Origin of the sequence: Saccharibacillus deserti (assembly GCF_013618475.1) — a bacterium.
Taxonomy (GTDB): Bacteria; Bacillota; Bacilli; order Paenibacillales; family Paenibacillaceae; genus Saccharibacillus; species Saccharibacillus deserti.
In genome coordinates this window covers 49,664-65,642 of the sequence record NZ_JABJVN010000006.1, presented here as the reverse complement: position 1 = coordinate 65,642, position 15,979 = coordinate 49,664, and the positions used below count along the sequence as shown (strand labels likewise).

Annotated in this window: 20 protein-coding genes; 9 read left to right on the top strand and 11 right to left on the bottom strand. The window is 52.7% G+C overall.

Annotated elements, in window-relative coordinates; all coding sequences use genetic code 11:
• The first annotated feature begins 191 nt into the window (after positions 1-191).
• The 9 genes from HOP44_RS15515 (at position 192) to HOP44_RS15480 (ending at position 8,597) form a co-directional block, all read left to right on the top strand.
• On the top strand, positions 192-1,082 hold the full coding sequence (locus tag HOP44_RS15515; protein ID WP_172254920.1) for a prolipoprotein diacylglyceryl transferase: 891 nt from the start codon (positions 192-194) through the stop codon (positions 1,080-1,082).
• A 594-nt stretch (positions 1,083-1,676) separates the two neighbouring features.
• A complete protein-coding gene (locus tag HOP44_RS15510) occupies positions 1,677-2,276 on the top strand; it encodes a hypothetical protein (RefSeq protein WP_172254918.1) in 600 nt (199 codons plus the stop codon).
• On the top strand, positions 2,273-2,806 hold the full coding sequence (locus HOP44_RS15505; protein ID WP_172254916.1) for a bifunctional DNA primase/polymerase: 534 nt from the start codon (positions 2,273-2,275) through the stop codon (positions 2,804-2,806). Before HOP44_RS15510 ends, HOP44_RS15505 begins: the two co-directional genes overlap by 4 nt.
• Complete coding sequence (locus HOP44_RS15500) at positions 2,770-4,653, top strand: DNA primase family protein (protein ID WP_172254914.1); 1,884 nt, start codon at positions 2,770-2,772, stop codon at positions 4,651-4,653. The genes HOP44_RS15505 and HOP44_RS15500 overlap by 37 nt, the downstream gene beginning before the upstream one ends.
• Positions 4,654-5,058: 405 nt before the next feature.
• Positions 5,059-5,523: a RadC family protein gene (gene radC / locus HOP44_RS15495; protein WP_172254912.1), complete on the top strand. Its 465-nt coding sequence runs from the start codon at positions 5,059-5,061 to the stop codon at positions 5,521-5,523.
• 40 nt (positions 5,524-5,563) lie between these two features.
• A complete protein-coding gene (locus HOP44_RS23015; protein ID WP_281367805.1) occupies positions 5,564-5,692 on the top strand; it encodes a hypothetical protein in 129 nt (42 codons plus the stop codon).
• Entirely contained in the window at positions 5,693-7,303 is a 1,611-nt protein-coding gene (locus HOP44_RS15490; protein ID WP_172254910.1) for a recombinase family protein, read from the top strand.
• A complete protein-coding gene (locus tag HOP44_RS15485; protein ID WP_172254908.1) occupies positions 7,282-8,166 on the top strand; it encodes a recombinase family protein in 885 nt (294 codons plus the stop codon). Before HOP44_RS15490 ends, HOP44_RS15485 begins: the two co-directional genes overlap by 22 nt.
• Positions 8,167-8,222: 56 nt before the next feature.
• On the top strand, positions 8,223-8,597 hold the full coding sequence (locus HOP44_RS15480) for a hypothetical protein (RefSeq protein WP_172254906.1): 375 nt from the start codon (positions 8,223-8,225) through the stop codon (positions 8,595-8,597).
• A gap of 35 nt (positions 8,598-8,632) precedes the next feature.
• Here the strand turns inward: HOP44_RS15480 and HOP44_RS15475 are convergent, their stop codons facing one another.
• The 11 genes from HOP44_RS15475 to yycI form a co-directional block, all read right to left on the bottom strand.
• On the bottom strand, positions 8,633-8,923 hold the full coding sequence (locus tag HOP44_RS15475) for a DUF3892 domain-containing protein (RefSeq protein WP_172254904.1): 291 nt from the start codon (positions 8,921-8,923) through the stop codon (positions 8,633-8,635).
• A 21-nt stretch (positions 8,924-8,944) separates the two neighbouring features.
• The gene (locus tag HOP44_RS15470) at positions 8,945-9,112 is read right to left on the bottom strand and encodes a hypothetical protein (RefSeq protein WP_172254902.1); all 168 of its coding nucleotides are present in this window, start codon (positions 9,110-9,112) and stop codon (positions 8,945-8,947) included.
• A gap of 67 nt (positions 9,113-9,179) precedes the next feature.
• The gene (locus tag HOP44_RS15465) at positions 9,180-9,839 is read right to left on the bottom strand and encodes an ImmA/IrrE family metallo-endopeptidase (protein WP_172254900.1); all 660 of its coding nucleotides are present in this window, start codon (positions 9,837-9,839) and stop codon (positions 9,180-9,182) included.
• Positions 9,840-9,844: 5 nt separating this feature from the next.
• The gene (locus HOP44_RS15460) at positions 9,845-10,189 is read right to left on the bottom strand and encodes a helix-turn-helix domain-containing protein (protein WP_172254889.1); all 345 of its coding nucleotides are present in this window, start codon (positions 10,187-10,189) and stop codon (positions 9,845-9,847) included.
• A gap of 123 nt (positions 10,190-10,312) precedes the next feature.
• A complete protein-coding gene (gene rlmH / locus HOP44_RS15455; protein WP_172254887.1) occupies positions 10,313-10,792 on the bottom strand; it encodes a 23S rRNA (pseudouridine(1915)-N(3))-methyltransferase RlmH in 480 nt (159 codons plus the stop codon).
• Positions 10,793-11,010: 218 nt separating this feature from the next.
• Complete coding sequence (gene greA, locus HOP44_RS15450) at positions 11,011-11,493, bottom strand: transcription elongation factor GreA (RefSeq protein ID WP_172254885.1); 483 nt, start codon at positions 11,491-11,493, stop codon at positions 11,011-11,013.
• A 77-nt stretch (positions 11,494-11,570) separates the two neighbouring features.
• On the bottom strand, positions 11,571-12,638 hold the full coding sequence (locus HOP44_RS15445; RefSeq protein ID WP_172254884.1) for a YdcF family protein: 1,068 nt from the start codon (positions 12,636-12,638) through the stop codon (positions 11,571-11,573).
• Between the two features lie 133 nt (positions 12,639-12,771).
• Positions 12,772-12,939, bottom strand: a complete 168-nt coding sequence (locus tag HOP44_RS15440; RefSeq protein WP_172198939.1) for a CxxH/CxxC protein — start codon at positions 12,937-12,939, stop codon at positions 12,772-12,774.
• Positions 12,940-12,995: 56 nt separating this feature from the next.
• Positions 12,996-14,228: a S1C family serine protease gene (locus HOP44_RS15435; RefSeq protein WP_172254883.1), complete on the bottom strand. Its 1,233-nt coding sequence runs from the start codon at positions 14,226-14,228 to the stop codon at positions 12,996-12,998.
• A gap of 147 nt (positions 14,229-14,375) precedes the next feature.
• Positions 14,376-15,191 (bottom strand): MBL fold metallo-hydrolase, encoded by an 816-nt coding sequence (locus tag HOP44_RS15430; protein ID WP_172255304.1) that lies wholly within the window; start codon positions 15,189-15,191, stop codon positions 14,376-14,378.
• A gap of 30 nt (positions 15,192-15,221) precedes the next feature.
• A complete protein-coding gene (yycI, locus tag HOP44_RS15425) occupies positions 15,222-15,962 on the bottom strand; it encodes a two-component system regulatory protein YycI (protein ID WP_172254882.1) in 741 nt (246 codons plus the stop codon).
• Between the last annotated feature and the right edge of the window lie 17 nt (positions 15,963-15,979).

The following is a 15,979-nucleotide window of genomic DNA, read 5'->3' as shown; positions in this document are numbered from 1 at the left end:
CACCCCCTCTTATCCACTATGCGTAGTAAAGATTTGAAAAGGGAAACCAGATTTCCAAACTACAAAAAACTGTTGTTATAGTAATTTTAAGTTATTATAATAGGCATATCCTACCTAACGAGTTAGGAAAATAGGAGATTGTAACCAGTTCCCAAGCATCAAAATTCGCAATCAAGAAGGGAAGACCCAAAATGAAAAAGCTTTTTCTACTGCCTACGGTGCTCGCTCTGGCAGTAGTTTCCGCCTGCGGAAAAGAAGAACCCGTCGACAGCGCCCCTACTGCTGTAAGTAAGACCAACGAAATGGAAGAAGGAACTGGCTCTCTCAAAGAAGCGGATTCCGAAAAGCCTACGACGACTGAGTCAGCTGGTGCATCTGAAGAAGCAGCGTCCTCCACAGAGAAAGAAAACGCGCTGGAAGGTACGGAGCCGATTAAAGACAGTGGAGCGGCTTCGTCAGTAACCGAAACAGAGGAAGAGCCTCCTCAGAACGAAGAACTGAACCGTCAAGAAATGGAAGACCATGAAGACGAAGTCGCCGGAGATGCCCCGCAGAGCGACGACCTGATCCGAGCCGCCGACGGAAGTATGCTTCCGAATATAGAATGGCGAACGGGCGATCCGGATGTTTCGATGCCTGTTCGTTTCGGTAGTACGGAAGCCGAGCTAATTCTGGGCCAGGACAGCCCGAACGGCGTGAAAGTTCTTCTCCTATTCCCGTCCGGTTCCATTGCTCGACCGCTGGACCTTTCCGGCGCGGAAGATTCCGGCGCGTTCGACGATTACGGCGAGCTGAATACGGGCTATGCGATCCAAGCCGCCCTTCACGACTTCGATGGCGACGGCGTAGACGAGTTGGTTCTGGCCGCCGGAGATTCGCTGATCGACGAAGCCGTATGGGTGTTCTCTTACACCGATGTTGCAAACGTAGAGAAAGTAGACCCTATGACTCAGGACCTGGCCACTGGCGCTCAATCTTATATCGTGCTCGATGGTAACCAACTGGTCGCTCCCTACGGATCGCAGGGACTCGTCGAAATTTATAAGTATGTAGACAAAGAATTTCTGCAGCCTGCGAATTGAATAAATTCAAACTTAAGAAACATGAGAGGAAGTTTTATACATGGTAACTGTATCAACCATCGTGTTAGGGATTGTCTTTTTCATTCTTTTAAATCGCTTATTCTCTATCACTTATTTCGGACTCTACGGGATTCTTGCTACTGCAGCCGGTAGCCTTACAGTCGCTTATCTTGTTGTATCGCTATCACTCGATTTTATCAAAACCCATCCCGTTTGGTCGATCACAATAGTTATCATCGTTCTCGGATTTATTGCGTTATCGAAACGTAGAAGTTCTTGATTACAGGAGTATAAGAAAAATAGACAGCATGATATTACAGTATATTCCTCATAAAGTTAATAAAACAAGGCATAGAATCCTATCTATGCCTTGTTTTTTCTTTCTGAAAATTATATGAAATTTTCTTTTTTTCTATCAAAAACGCTATCCGCGAGGACTTGCTCCCCTATCCATGAAAACTATCATGATTGTTTTCATACGATAAAAAATAGTGTTTAGGCTTAGATATTCTGGATTAAGTCTAGGAGCGAAGGCGTGGTCGAGAGGCTTTTCCTTCTCGCCCCCCTATCTCATAACACATGGAGGAAATAAAAATGAAAAATTTACTTGGACCAGATCAAGAAGAATTATTCGTGGAACGAGGCGGCTTCAGCGACGAAATGAACGAGGCTTACAGAGAACAGGCAGTAGCCGCTAGAGAGCGTTTCGAGAAACAAACGGCAGCCGATGTAGACCTGAGCTTTGCGCTCGAATTTAAGCTTACGGGCATTGATGGACAGAAGTTCGAAGATATGGACAACTTGACGGCAAGAGAGGAAGCTCAAGTCGAAGCTTGTCTTCGTTTCAACAGCTTTGCTAGCCATTATGGCCTGTATGACTCAGAGAACGTGGTCTACGAGACTGAGATATTCTCTATGAGAGACCTTGCGTATACAGTTAGTTTGAAGGATTTCACAAAAAAACAACGCAAAAAAATTCGTAAGGGTATCAAGCAACGACTTCTAGAAGAATCGGGCATTATCGGCCGTGTAGATGACTTCTACTACCTCACTGACATTGCGGTTATGGGCGACGAAGCGGTGAAGCAACGATACAGACATCACCAAAACCTAGAGCTTTTTGGACTCGAAGAAAACGTTATGTATAGCTTGAAAAAATCCCCTGACCTTCAGACAGGGCTGCAAGCTCAATGATAGAACAAGCCAAAGATTACGCTCACGCAGGGTTCCATATTATTCCAATGTGCCCTGCTGATCACGCCGGCATGAGCGCTAGACATATCGAAGTTTGCCGCTCTCCCGGTAAACGGCCTCTCATCCGAGGCTGGCAAAACGCCGGCATTCCTTCGGACGCTGAAATCGAGAAGTGGTTCAGAAAGTGGCCCCAGGCCAACATCGGAATGGCGCTCGGACAACAGCAAGGATTCGTAGCCATTGACCTGGATGGGGATTTCGGACGCCGGAAGCTAGAAGAGCTCAGCAAAGGAGAACTGCCCGACACCTGGCAGTTCTCCACCCCCGGCGGGGGGATGCGCTACCTCTTTGCCGCTCCGAAAGACTATGCCGTTCAAAAATACGCGATTTCAGATCCGAATCCGGAAGCCCAACACTCAGAACTTCTCTTACTGGGAGAGCACAGCTGCACCGTTCTTCCCCCTTCCAAACACAGAAACGGAGGCTACTACGAATGGATAAAACCACCGCAATTCATACGAAAGGCTTAGCCGAACTTCCCGCTTACTTGGATCGAAACCAGAACCGGCGTAAGAAAGTGCCCGCCGAAGATCCTAAACTGGGCATCCTGCAATCCTCCTGCTCGCTTTTCGCGAAAGACTGGAGCATCCAGCAGCAGGGCGGACTTCCGGAAGAGCGGTGGCACAAATGGATCTCCCTGCTTTCCGCCTCAGGTAATCCGCAAGCTGCACTGGCTTTCTCTCGGGCCTCAGGCAAGCACGACGCGGGAAGCGAGCGGCGTATAAGCGAGATCACAGCGAATCCTCCGAAAGGCTGTACGCGCTGCACGACTTTAGGCTGCGATGATATGCAGATCGGCCTCTGCTTTCGGAATAATGTGCGCAAGAACGAAAAAGGACAGATCACAAACAGCCCGGCCAAATTTCTTGCTACTCCCCGTAAAAAGGCAGCTCCGCTGCCTTCAGTAAACCTTTCCACTGTAGGGTTCATCTTGAATCCTAACAGCGGAAGACCAACGGGGCTCAACCCGAACGCCTTTGCCCGACACGTCGTCGAACATCGCCTCAAGCTCGTGCACACACAGGGGGACCGCTTCTACCTATACGACGACGGAGTCTGGAACGCCCTTAGCGATAACCAGCTCCGGCGTAAGCTGCGCGACATCCTGAACGGCTACGTAGCAAACTTTTGGAGACCGATAACGGAGGAAGCTTACCTAAAAGCTCTGGAATTGGAGGCCGAAACCGCAGACAGAATGGACAGCCGGCGAAATTTGCTCAATCTAGAGAACGGAATGCTCAGCTTGAGAAACAAACGAAGAGAACCAGAGAGAAGACCTTTCAAGCTCTATCGGCATAAGCCAGAATTTCACTCGACCATTCGCATTCCGATTCACTATGATCCGAAGGTAGCCTGCCCGCGCTTCGATCAGTTTCTGGCACAAATCTACAACAACGATCAGGAACTGATCGACCTTACCGCAGAGATGTTTGGCTACTGCCTCACCTCAGGAGTTGAGGCTCAGAAGGCTTTCGTACTCTACGGACAAGGGGCGAACGGAAAAAGCATATTGGCTGGCGTATTGGAGCAGCTCGTCGGCAAGAAGAACGTTACAAACCTGACCCTGAGTGACCTGGACCAAGCATTTGCGCGCTCGGAACTCGTCGACAAGTCGCTTCTCCTCTCTACGGAGAACGAGGTCGGCTCAAAAGGCCTGAACACGCAGTTCTTCAAGTCCGTCGTAGCAGGAGACAGTATTCGAGTCGAAGTTAAGTACGGGCCAGGATTTTCCTACCAGCCGTTCTGCAAGTTGGTTCTGGCGCTGAACAACCTTCCTTATTCCAGAGACAAGAGCCACGGCTTTACACGGCGCCTGATCGTCCTCCCCTTCAATCGCATATTCAGGGAAGAGGAGCAAGATCCTCATCTCGCCGCTAAGCTGAACAAAGAGCTTCCCGGCATCCTGAACTTTGCATTGAGAGGGCTTCGACGCCTGCAGAAAAACAAGTTCCGATTCTCCAATTCCAGAGCTGCCAGACAAGCGCTGGACGACTACAGAAAGGACCTCGATCCGATCGAACGCTTCATCGAGGACAACATCGAGGTCGGCAAGCCTGACGATCGGATACCGAATCGCGACATGGCGGTCCGCTACCAGAGTTGGTGCACAAGTGCCAATATCTCCAATCCAATGAATAACCAGCGTCTCCTCAATGCCATCGAAAATAACCTTCGAGGTCAAAACATAGCCGTAAACCGCTATAAGTCGGGAGGCATTCGCGGGCTGGAGGGAGTCAGACTAAAGCAGCTATCGCAGCAGACAACGGATTCGCGGACAGGATTCACTACGATTACAGATATTAAAGATATTGAATAACCTCATAAAGAAGTTGCTACTACCTATTGGCTTTCTGGGACACTTGGGACGCTTGCGGGACACTTCAAAAGCATAGGTGCCACTCCATTTCCCCAACGGCTGCCTGGGATCTTGTCTAACCCGTGGCGCTTGGGACACTTATTTCGAAGAAAAAGATAGAAAAAGAGATAGAGAGAACCCCTCCCCCCCTAGTGTGCCAAAAAAGATTCGAAGAAAGCGCCACAGCGACCCGAAAGACGGAGAGCCCAGATAACTCAAGGAAATATACGGTGTCGCTCGTACCCTAAGCGCCCCGATAAGTGACACGACTCCTCCAGGAACTGAACGAAAAGTCGGACTCATATTATACCTACGTACAGCCCGAGTAACCGGCTGCCTATTCGATCAGCAAACGGAGGAGTATACATGCCCAACCCTAAGAAACCACCCGCCAAGCGCATCCAGTGCCTCAGCCTGAAAATGGTACGAGAGAAACCGTCGATTCTGTATCCTCAGCGAAAGATCAGCAGTCCGAGAGAAGCCGCCGAGCTGTTCCGACAGTTCATCGGCGACTCTGATCGAAAAGTCTTCTGCATCATGACGCTGGATACCAAGAACCAGCCCACCGCTCTGCATGAGGTGTCACGGGGAACGCTGAACGCTTCCCTCGTGCACCCGAGAGAGACGTTCAAGCTGGCCATCATGGCGAATGCCGCGTCAATCATCGCCTGCCACAACCATCCGTCCGGCCTCCCCGATCCGAGCCGCGAAGACGTCGAGCTGACCGAGCGGATTCGGGATGCTGGATCGCTGATGGGCATCGAACTGCTTGACCACCTTGTACTCGGCGAGAACCGCTTTGCCAGCATGAAAGAACGAGGCTTGATGTGACCGTAAAGAAAAAAACTATCCACTCAGGAGGAGACAACCTATGGACACACCTACCGCAAACGCAGAGTTTTCCCATTTCGTCGACATTCTCTCCGATATGGTCTGCCAGTATATCGAGGCCAATCCCGAGACGCTTTCCAGCGAGGATGTCGACGATAGGGCAGCTTAGATGGACAACGCGATGAAAGCCAAGCCTCCCGCCGCACTGTACATCCGGGTATCTTCCGAGGAACAGGTCAAGGGGTTCAGCCTGGAGGCTCAGCGCGAGGAGCTGCTCCGATACTGCACGCTCCACGCCATCCCCGTCTACAAGCTGTACGCCGACGAAGGGATCTCCGGCAAGTCGATTACGGGACGCCCGGCGCTGCAGGATCTCCTTCACCACGCCAAGCAGGGAGCGTTTGGTCAGATCATCTTCTTGCGGATGAACCGCTTGTCGCGGAACCTGCAGGACTTCCTCCAGATGGCCGAACTGTTCCAGTCTCTCGGCATTCGGATGCACAGCCTGACCGAGGAAATGCCGCCGGATACGCCGATCGGCACTTTTCTGCTCCAGATGCGCGGGGCGGCTGACCAGTTCGAGCGCGAGCAGACGGCGGAGAATGTGCGCCTGGGTCTACGTCATCGCAGCAAGCAGGGGAAGTGGAACTGCGGCAACCTCGTGCTCGGCTACCGCTGGGAAGCCGTCGGTAGCCGCTCAAATAATGCCAGAGCAGAAATCGTGCCTGCAGAGGCTTCGGTCGTCAGGCAGGTTTTTGAGTGGTACGCTGCGGGACTCGGCTTCAAGGCCATTACCAACAAGCTCAACAAGTCCGGAACCCGGACTAAGAAAAGTCGGCTGTTCAGCGTGAACGGCGTACGCAATATTCTGCGAAACGTGAACTACATTGGACAGATCAAGTACAGAACTCAGGAGCCGGGAAAATCTAAGGGGAAGCTTACAGAGCACGTTGTAGCAGGCGAACACCCTCCTATCATTTCCGACAAGCTGTGGAATCAAGTTCAACTCCAGCTGAAAAAGCGCTCCAAGCCGTCGGTCAAAAAGACGGAGCGGGTGTATCTTCTGCCCGGCCTGCTCAAGTGTCCGAGCTGCGGCAGCGGAATGATCCCCATCCATAGCAAACGGCAGCGACAAAGCGGAGCGCTGCTCGTCAGGCACTACTATGTATGCGGACGATACCATAACCGAGGCGCTGCGGCTTGCAAAGCCAATCACGTTCCGGCGGACGAAATAGAACGCTGGGTAGTCCTGCAGATCGAAAGGCTGGTTTCCGGCGAAGAGATCACAAGCCAGCTCTGCTCAGCGATTCGCGGTAAAAACAACCAGAAAAATCTTTCCGATCTTCTGCGCGAGCTGTCCGAGTTGGAGAAGGAGCTGAAAACACTTCGACAGCGAAAAACGCGCTGCTTCGAGCTGTTCGAAGAGGACTACCTCAGCAAAGAGGATCTTCAAGAAAAATTGCACAGTCTGGATGAGGCTTCCGAGCCGCTGATATTGCGAAAGGCCGAGCTGGAGCGACAAACCTCCTCCCTCCGCTCAGATGGCCCTAACCTGGAAGAAGTAAAAACCGCGCTGAGTCGGTTCCGGTCTCTTTTCCGCCAAGCCATGCCCGAGCAGCAGAAGCAATTGCTGAAAACCATAATCGAGAAGATTGTGGTACCCAGTGATCGCCAGATCAAAAATTCCACCCTATACGGAACGGCCGCGATTGCTAACCTCAATGTCGCAGGTATTCCGGAGAAAGGAAGTGAGTCCGTATGGAAAACACAGCCGGCGTAGCGATCTACGCCCGCGTCAGCACAGAGGAGCAGGCCGAGCACGGCTACTCGATCGACGCCCAACTCGACACGCTCAGAAACTACTGCAAGCTCTACGACAAGGTCATCTTCGACGAGTACGTGGATCGCGGGGTCAGCGGCAAGAGCATGGACGGCCGCTTCGAACTTCAGCGAATGCTAAGCGACGCCAAGGAGCGCCGCTTTAGCGAGGTGGTCGTCTGGAAGTTCAACCGCTTGGCGCGCAAGAACATCGACCTGCTTCACATTGTCGATCTGCTGGAGAAGAACAACGTGGCGTTCCGCTCGTTCTCGGAAAACTTCGAGACCGGCACTCCGATGGGCCGCTTCGCGCTCCAGATGATGGGAGCCGTTGGCGAACTCGAGCGCAATACGATCGTAGAGAACGTAAAGATGGGCCACAAGCAGCGCGCCAAGACCGGCAAGCACAACGGGCAGGTTCCGCTCGGGTACAAGATCCAGAAAGTCGACGAACACGGTAATCCTTATGGTCGCGATACAAAAGTAGTCGTTGTCGAGGAAGAGGCAAGCCTTGTGCGTCGTATCTTCGAAATGTATGCTGGCGGCCGGGGCCTCAAGTCGATCGCCAACGAGCTGAACCAGGAAGGCCACCGGACAAAGCGGAAAAAGCCATTCTCTACGACGGCCATCAAGAACATCGTGACCAATCCCATGTTCGTGGGAAAGATCCGCTATAATCGCTACGAGAATTGGTCCGAAAAGCGACGGCGGGGCCAGAGTGATAACGAGATTATCGCGGAAGGGCTGCACCCGGCGATCATTTCCGAAGAGCTGTGGGAGAAAGTCCAGTTCCTTCAGCGCAAGAAATTGAACTCTCGTCTGTAAAGTCTCGCATTGAGAAGCTGGAGGAGAAGAAACGGAAGTACCTGGAGCTATACGAGATGGATGAGATTGATCGGACGCTGTTCAGTGAACGGCTTAAAGAACTGAATGAGGAGCTGGATGTAGAGCTGAGGCGAAGGTCGAAACTGGAGGCGGCGGTTCGAGACGATCAGTCGGAGCCGATTCCTTACGAATTTGTACGTTCCTTGATGGAGAGGTTTGAGGAGTTGCTGAGGCAGTCGCCTTTTGTGCAGCGGAAGACGTTGCTTCACTTGATTGTGAAGCGGATTACTTTGGATGAGAGAAAAAGAGTGGATCGGATCGAATTAGCACTTAATGAAGAAGCTCAGAAGCATTTTTTAAACGTAACCCCTCTTGCTGATAACTTAGCAGGAGGGGTTCGCTTTGTTACAAGTATTTTGCTTGTACTATAAACGATAACGATTTCCCTTTCTGAATAGCAAAGTAATTAGAGTGGACATTCAGCCAGACTAAGGAGGTTATTTGGATTTTCCCCATCGGTTTCTGTTTTCAAATACTTATTTCCATAACGGCTAAGAGCAACAATTACGTCTACAGTACGTCCTCCTCTACTAACGAAAAAGCTCCACTTTCCGCTTTCAATGCCTTCAATAGCACTTTCCTGAGAAACTTTCCACCTTGTTCCGTCTTGATTTTTACCGCCAATACTCGTAATCTTCTCATGCGGATTGTAACGATCTCTTTTGTTCACACACAAAACTTCATGTCTGCCTGCCAAGATAAAACACCTCCCTTTCCGTTATTCCTTCGTTACACCTTTAAATGGTTTACTGCTGCTCGTCTTTTGATCCATAAATTTGCCTGTCGAAGTATCTCTCTTCACCCAGTTGCCATTAGGTGCTTTAAACTGACTTCTACCTTTCACAGCACCAACTCTTCCGTTGCCTTTAGCTCCGTTTCTAGCCAAGATTCTCACCTCCTTTCAATGTTGCGTTGATAATCAACTCTACACTATATCTAAAAAGAGAGATAGCTCAAAAATCAAAAGCTATCTGTCCTTCATATTCACTTCTTGAGTTGTATACCTTTCCTTTATGAACGTACAGTAGCCCCAAACGGTCAAGTCTAACACAGAGCGCGCTAATTGATACTTGGAAACAGTTCGCCAACATGTATAGTTGTCCCATCTCTATGGTTCTCGCTGCTTTAAAACGACCAATAAACTTCTCAACCACTGGTTTCGGCATAAGTATAGCTCCTGCGAACATATCGGCTTGTTGCTCGATTGGAGAGCGCATAGAATGACTTCTGCAGTAGAAAACTTCTTGCTTCTCCTTTAAGCTCAATGCAGTTTGCAAGTTATCCTTGTCATCTACGTGAAGCACCCAGTGACCCAACTCGTGAGCCATGGTGAAATTCATTGTCCCTATCTTCTCTTCAAAAAGATCTTTCTGACTCTCATTCATAATGATTCGTTTTTGGCTAGGGATGATGGCAGCCATCACACTTCCTTCTGGATCAAAATGATCGATTGGCTCCCAGGCGACATCTAGATCATAATGAAATTCGATGATTTCATCAATCGGAGTCGGTTTCGGAAAAACCACATCTTCAAAATCAAATTCGTAAGCAGTGAGTATGTTTAATGCTATGTCTTCCATAGCTTCTGAAGAGATATAAGGAACCTTAGCCATTGCATCTACTCCTTATCGTCACTGGACTCATCAATAATCTTTTGGATCTGACTCCACTGGTTTTGCGATAGCTTTGGTGCACTTCGAAGAAACAGTGGAACCTCTTCAATCTCAGTAATGACTTTTTGAAGCTCGCTAGGTATCTTATTGGCTGCTATCAACAAACGATCAGAGTCTTCATTAAAAATTTCGGCTATCCTTATTATTTTATCTTCTGCAGGAGGAGCCATAGAGCCACTCTCGATCTTGCTGATATAGGTAAAATCAATGCCAATCATATCAGCGAGTTTGCGTTGACTAATCTTATGCTCTTTACGAAGTTCTTTGAGCATTTCTCCAAACTCGTTCAATTTTCATCATCCTTTTGACATACATGATATAGTATGTTGATATTAAAGTCAACACCAAACAAGCTTATTTTCTATGTTCACAAACCTTCTATAACTTCTCTGCGTAAAGCACGAAACTTCGCCCTACTTATGATACGGTTCCCCCCGATTAATCTTCACCGCCCGATACACCTGCTCCACCAGCACCAGCCGCATCAGCTGGTGCGGCAGCGTCATCCGCCCGAAGCACAGCTTCTGCTGGGCGCGCTTCAGGACGTCGTCGCTGATGCCGTGGCTGCCGCCGATCACGAAGACGACATGGCTGCTGCCGTAGGTGCCCAGCCGGTCGAGCTCGGAGGCCAAGTCTTCCGAACTCCACATCTTGCCGTCCAGCGCCAGAGCGATCACGTGGGCGTCGGGCTTGATATGGCTCAGGATGCGCTCGCCTTCCTTGTCCTTCACGATCTTTACTTCCGCTTCGCTTAAGCTGTCCGGCGCTTTCTCGTCGGGCACTTCGACGATCTGCAATTTCAAATAAGGCGTCAGTCGCTTGCTGTATTCCGCGATGCCCTGGACGAGGTATTTTTCTTTTAGCTTGCCGACTCCGATGATTTGAATAAACATAAGTCCTCCCGTTATCCGTTCGTAATATGCGTCTGCCTCTATTATACGACAGCCCGGACGGCGCGAACGAAGGAAAATAGGCAGTCTTCCGCCGCCTGTCTCCCCGTCCCTCCGCACGACAAAAAGACGGCACCCGCGCGTATCCGCCGGTCAGCCGTCTTCTTTCCATTCCACTATCTACTCAAGCCTGAATGCCCCGGACGCTCGCACGCCGCTTCTTACGAACCTTTAACTTCCAGCAGCTCGTAATGAATCGTGCCCATCGGCGCGTCGACATTGATCTTCTCGCCGACTTTTTTGCCCATCAAGGCTCTGCCGAGCGGGCTTTCGTACGAGATCTTGCCATCCGCCACGTCCGCTTCGGCCGGTCCGACCACTTGGTATTCCAGCGTGTCGCCGAACTCGATGTCTTTGAGGACCACGTTCGATCCGACGACGATAATGCCGGAACTGCCGCTGCTCGCATCCGCGATCCGTGCTTTGATCAGCATTTTCTCCAGCTGCATAATACGCGTCTCCATGAAAGCCTGGTCATCCTTGGCCGAATGGTACTCGCTGTTTTCCTTCAGGTCGCCGTAGCTGATCGCAAGCTTGATGCGCGCGGCCAGCTCTTTGCGTTTCACGTATTTGAGGTCGTCGAGCTCCGCCTGGAGCTTGTCGAATCCTTCTTGAGTCAGTACTACTACTTCTTCGTCTGCCATGCTTTTGCTCACCCCACTCGAATTTCTTCTCTCTCTAGTGTACTCTTTTTCGCGCCAACAATCGACCTATTCGAAAATTAGACGCCAAGCGAGCGATTTGACCACCAAAGGACGAGTGCCATCAAGCCGAACAGAACGACCACGGTACCGAGCAGAATAAGATGCCATTTCCGGTACATGGACAAGATGGCGACGTACTCGCGGATAAAAGCGTTCGGCAGATAATAGAAAGCCGTTTTGGCTCCGATTCCGTCCGCCTTCAGCCCCGCTTTGCGCGCATAGACGCCGGCCCGGAACAGGTGGAAGTTGTTGGTCGCGAACACGCACGTATACTTCCCCTCCCCGCTTTCGGCGTCCATGATTTTTTTGGAAAAAGCCATATTCTCCAGCGTATTCACCGATTGGTCTTCCATCCGGATCTGCGAATCGGGAATGTTCTGTTCCAGCAGGTAATTGCGCATGGCGGCAGCTTCGGAGATCATCTCGTCCGAGCCTTTGCCGCCGGAGACGACGAATACGGGCGGCACGTACAGCAGGTCTTCCTGCTTCCGGTAAAAAGCGATCCCGCGCTTCAGCCGTCCGGCGAGCAGCGGCGTGACTTGGTCGCCTTTGAGTCCCGCGCCGAGCACGACGATATAATCGCGCGGCACGCGCGGACGTACCAGATTATAGAGGACGCAGGAGACCAGGTAGCACAGAAACACGAAGCCCAGATAGCCGGCAATCGTCGTGGCCAGCGCGATCGGCAGCGCTAATTCTTCATGGGGCGACCACAGCGGCGAAGAGATCAGCACCCCCAGGAATGCAAAGATCAGCAGGCCCAGGCCCAGCGTTAGCAGGTTTTTGGGCTTCAATCCTTCTTTTCTCCATAAAATGCGCGCATTGTAGATCAAACCTGCGCCTGTTCCGATCACGAGCAGCGGCAGCAGAACCACGAAGGCCAGCGCGCCGAAAGCGGCGGCGTACATGATGGTGTCATTGTCGTTGGCGGCCTGCAGCAGGCTGATCATCAGCGAGAAGGCCAGCAGGAGCAGCCCCGAAGTCAGCAGCATGCCGACGCGAATCCGGCGCTTGTCGCGTATGTAGCTGACCGCAAAGGCCAGCAGGATCAGAGCGGTCAATCCGTAGCTAAAAAGGAAGATCATCGGTTGTCAAAGCTCCCTTTCGTTCCGAAAGCCGAAAAACCGTCCACGGACCCGGCGGTGCCGGATCATGCGGACGGCCTGTCGGTCGGTCGTATGGTATGAGATTTCAAGCCTGTCTCCGGACAAATTCCGTCTAGACAACCAGCACGATGGCCGGCTCCTCGCAGTGCGCGCATTTGAGCGGCGGATCCCAGTCCGAAAATTCGGTCTCCTGCAGATTCACCAGATCCGGCGCTTCTTCGTATTCGTCCAGAAATTGTTCAAGCGCATTTTCGATATGTTGTTTGCATACACAGTACATGAAGGACACTCCCGGTTATTGGATTTGAATACATGGACCGCGAGGCAGGAAGCGGTCTATTGGCCCGCTTCCGGACGCTCCCCAAGCGTCACGGTCGCTTTCTGCTTTTTGCCGTCGCGGTAATAGCTGATGGTCATTTTCTCGCCGATCTTCTTGTAGCCGTACAGATACTTGCGCAGCATCAGCGTGGAATCGATCGACTGGTTGTCGAAGCCGACGATGACATCGTTCAGCTTGATCCCCGCTTCTTTGGCGGGTCCGAGCGATTCCAGCACAACCACGCCTTTCTCCACGCTGCTCGGCAGCTTCAGCTTATCGACCTGGTCTTCGGCCATCGGCGAGTACGGATTGCTCAGATCCAGCGAGTAGACCCCCAGATAAGGCCGGCTGATCCGCCCGCTGCTCTGCAGTTCGTCGACCGTTGTCATGACCTGATTGATCGGAATAGCAAAACCAATGCCTTCGACGCCGGTGCTTGCGATCTTCATCGTGTTGATGCCGATCAGCCGGCCGTCGAGATCGACCAGCGCGCCGCCGCTGTTGCCTTCGTTGATAGCGGCATCCGTCTGAATGACCTGCTGTTCCCAATCGTAGACGCCGTCTTCATTGAGCGAGACCGGCATAATCCGCTTGGGATAGCTGACGATACCCGAGGTCAGCGTATCGCCGAGACCCAGCGGATTGCCGAGCGCGATCACCGTCTCGCCGAGGTCGAGCTGATCCGAATTGCCGATCTCCGCGACGCTCCGGACTTTTTTGGCGTCGACTTCCAGCACGGCCACATCGGTGATCATATCCGAACCGATCACTTTCGCCTTGAGCCGGGTTCCGTCGATCAGCACCGCTTCCAGTTCTTCGGCGTCGGCGACGACATGATGATTGGTAATAATGTAGGCTTTGCTCCCCTGCTTCTCAAAAACGACCCCCGAACCGAGAGCGGCGCTCTCCAGGGTCAGTTCTCCGGCGGTTCGGTGGTTGACGATGCTGACCACCGCAGGACGGGCCGAAGCCGCGGCCTGCACGATGCGATCATACGGATCCGTCGAAGCGGAAGCCGACGCGAGCGAAGTTCCGCCTATGCGGGGCAGCACGAACGCCGCAAAGATTCCGCCCAGCAGCAGCACGGTCAGCAGCGAACCGATCACCGCTCCCAAGAAAGCCGAAGCGGCGCCGCGCGTTCCCCGCCCGTATCCGTTTCCGCCGGAACGTCCCCGGCGGCGCGGGCTTTGTTCGCTGAAGCCTTTGCGGCTGCCGCTGCCGCGGTAATACTCGTCGTCAAACAGGCTCATGGTCACCCTTCCTTCCATCTATGCCAACCGTCTGCCGCAAGCCCGGTTCCGGCCGAGCCGGATGGGCGAAGCGGCAGCTTCGGACGTTTGTTCCGATGCCGATAGTCCCTATCCATTAAACCGATTGCTTGCCCGCCGACGCTCCGTTTATTCGCCGCTTTTGCTGCCGACTTCGTCCCACGGCGTCGGCATGTTCCAGTACGTATCGCGCAGTTCGAATTCGCTGTCCTTAAAAAAGACGCCGCTGTCTTCCATCGAGCAGCGAACCGTCATTCTTGCGATATCCAGCATATTGTGGTCGCGGCTGAGGTGGGCCAGATACGTCCGCTTCAAGCGTCCGTTCATCAGCTCGCCGAGGGCTTCTCCCGCCGCATTGTTGGATAAATGGCCGATATCGCTGAGGATCCGCCGTTTGATATTCCAGGGATACCGGCCCATGCGCAGCATCTCGATATCATGGTTCGATTCCAGTACCAGTACATCCGAATCGTAGATCGATTCCTTGACCCGGTCGCTCATATATCCGAGATCGGTCGCCAGGCTGAGCTTGTTGATCCCGTCGTCGAACGTATAGCCGACCGGCTCCGCCGCATCGTGCGAGATGCCGAACGAAGCGGCGCGCAGCGAACCGAAATCAACGGCCGCCCCGGTCTCCAGAACCTTGCGCTGGTTCGGTTCGATCTGGCCGACGAATTTCTTCATGCCTTCCCAGGTCTTCTCGTTCGCATAAATCGGCAGTTTGTATTTGCGCGCAAGCGCACCCAGGCCTTTGACATGATCCGAGTGCTCGTGCGTAACCAGTATGCCGCTGAGCTGATCCGGCGACACGCCGCGCTCGCGAAACAGCTCTTCCAGTCTTCTGGCACTGAGGCCCGCATCGACCAGAACCGACGTGCCGCCCAGTTCGATCACCGTGGCATTGCCCGTCGATCCGCTGGACAAGACGGTAAAACGCATTCCCATACTCATTGATAATCTCCTTCTCTCTGCTGCTCAAGGACTGATAACGTCTCCGCTTGCCCCTTGTACATAATACACGCTGTACGTCGGCGAAGCGCTGTTTTCGATCGTGAACCGCCAGACCGGGGCCGCCACCTGTGTCTCGGAGTCGAACGTCTGGCCGTAGAAGCCCAGCACGATCTCTTTCACGACCGCCCCTTCGGGCAGATAATTCTCGATCAGGGTGCCCAGCGCTTTCTGCGCCGGCAGCACTTCCGTCTCACCGCCCGCATCCTGGATCTCCACCGGAGCGCCACGGTAAGCGGTAATCTTCTGATCCGTATAAAAAAGTTCCAGGTTCGCGTTAAACAGCGGCCACTGGTTGCCGAACAGCGGGTGCAGCGTGAACGAACCGTCCCCGCTGCCGCCTGCGGCAAACGCATCGTAGCTGTATTGGCTGATCTCCGGGATCTCGCTTTTCAGCGCCGCGGCCAGATCGCCGGGAGCGAAGATCAGTTTGCTGTCCGCCGGAACGTCCAGCCGCACCGGCTTGCTGCTTGCCTGGCGGGTATATCGGTACGAAATCTTAGGCAGCGCCGGCGTGTCGGCCGGAACGGACGTCAGCACCTGGATATTCTTCTCCTCCATCGCGCGCTGGGTGCTCTCGCTCAGCGAGCCGAAACCGAGGCTGACTCCGCGCTGCTCGCGCACATCGCTCCAGAGCTGGTAGCCCAGCACCAAATTCAGCAGCAGAAACGCATAGATCAATACGTTTTTCGCCCTTCCCCAATCCAAGGTCCGCTTCCTCCTCT

Bases quoted from the DNA above. Each gene is read 5' to 3' on its own strand.
- HOP44_RS15480 (WP_172254906.1), top strand. From the start codon at position 8,223: ATGGATGAGATTGATCGGACGCTGTTCAGTGAACGGCTTAAAGAACTG.
- HOP44_RS15510 (WP_172254918.1), top strand. From the start codon at position 1,677: ATGAAAAATTTACTTGGACCAGATCAAGAAGAATTATTCGTGGAACGA.
- HOP44_RS15430 (WP_172255304.1), bottom strand. From the start codon at position 15,191: ATGGGAATGCGTTTTACCGTCTTGTCCAGCGGATCGACGGGCAATGCC.
- HOP44_RS15440 (WP_172198939.1), bottom strand. From the start codon at position 12,939: ATGTACTGTGTATGCAAACAACATATCGAAAATGCGCTTGAACAATTT.
- HOP44_RS15490 (WP_172254910.1), top strand. From the start codon at position 5,693: ATGGACAACGCGATGAAAGCCAAGCCTCCCGCCGCACTGTACATCCGG.
- HOP44_RS15435 (WP_172254883.1), bottom strand. From the start codon at position 14,228: ATGAGCCTGTTTGACGACGAGTATTACCGCGGCAGCGGCAGCCGCAAA.
- greA (WP_172254885.1), bottom strand. From the start codon at position 11,493: ATGGCAGACGAAGAAGTAGTAGTACTGACTCAAGAAGGATTCGACAAG.
- HOP44_RS15505 (WP_172254916.1), top strand. From the start codon at position 2,273: ATGATAGAACAAGCCAAAGATTACGCTCACGCAGGGTTCCATATTATT.
- HOP44_RS15500 (WP_172254914.1), top strand. From the start codon at position 2,770: ATGGATAAAACCACCGCAATTCATACGAAAGGCTTAGCCGAACTTCCC.
- rlmH (WP_172254887.1), bottom strand. From the start codon at position 10,792: ATGTTTATTCAAATCATCGGAGTCGGCAAGCTAAAAGAAAAATACCTC.
- HOP44_RS15465 (WP_172254900.1), bottom strand. From the start codon at position 9,839: ATGGCTAAGGTTCCTTATATCTCTTCAGAAGCTATGGAAGACATAGCA.
- HOP44_RS15515 (WP_172254920.1), top strand. From the start codon at position 192: ATGAAAAAGCTTTTTCTACTGCCTACGGTGCTCGCTCTGGCAGTAGTT.
- radC (WP_172254912.1), top strand. From the start codon at position 5,059: ATGCCCAACCCTAAGAAACCACCCGCCAAGCGCATCCAGTGCCTCAGC.
- HOP44_RS15445 (WP_172254884.1), bottom strand. From the start codon at position 12,638: ATGATCTTCCTTTTTAGCTACGGATTGACCGCTCTGATCCTGCTGGCC.
- HOP44_RS23015 (WP_281367805.1), top strand. From the start codon at position 5,564: ATGGACACACCTACCGCAAACGCAGAGTTTTCCCATTTCGTCGACATT.
- HOP44_RS15485 (WP_172254908.1), top strand. From the start codon at position 7,282: ATGGAAAACACAGCCGGCGTAGCGATCTACGCCCGCGTCAGCACAGAG.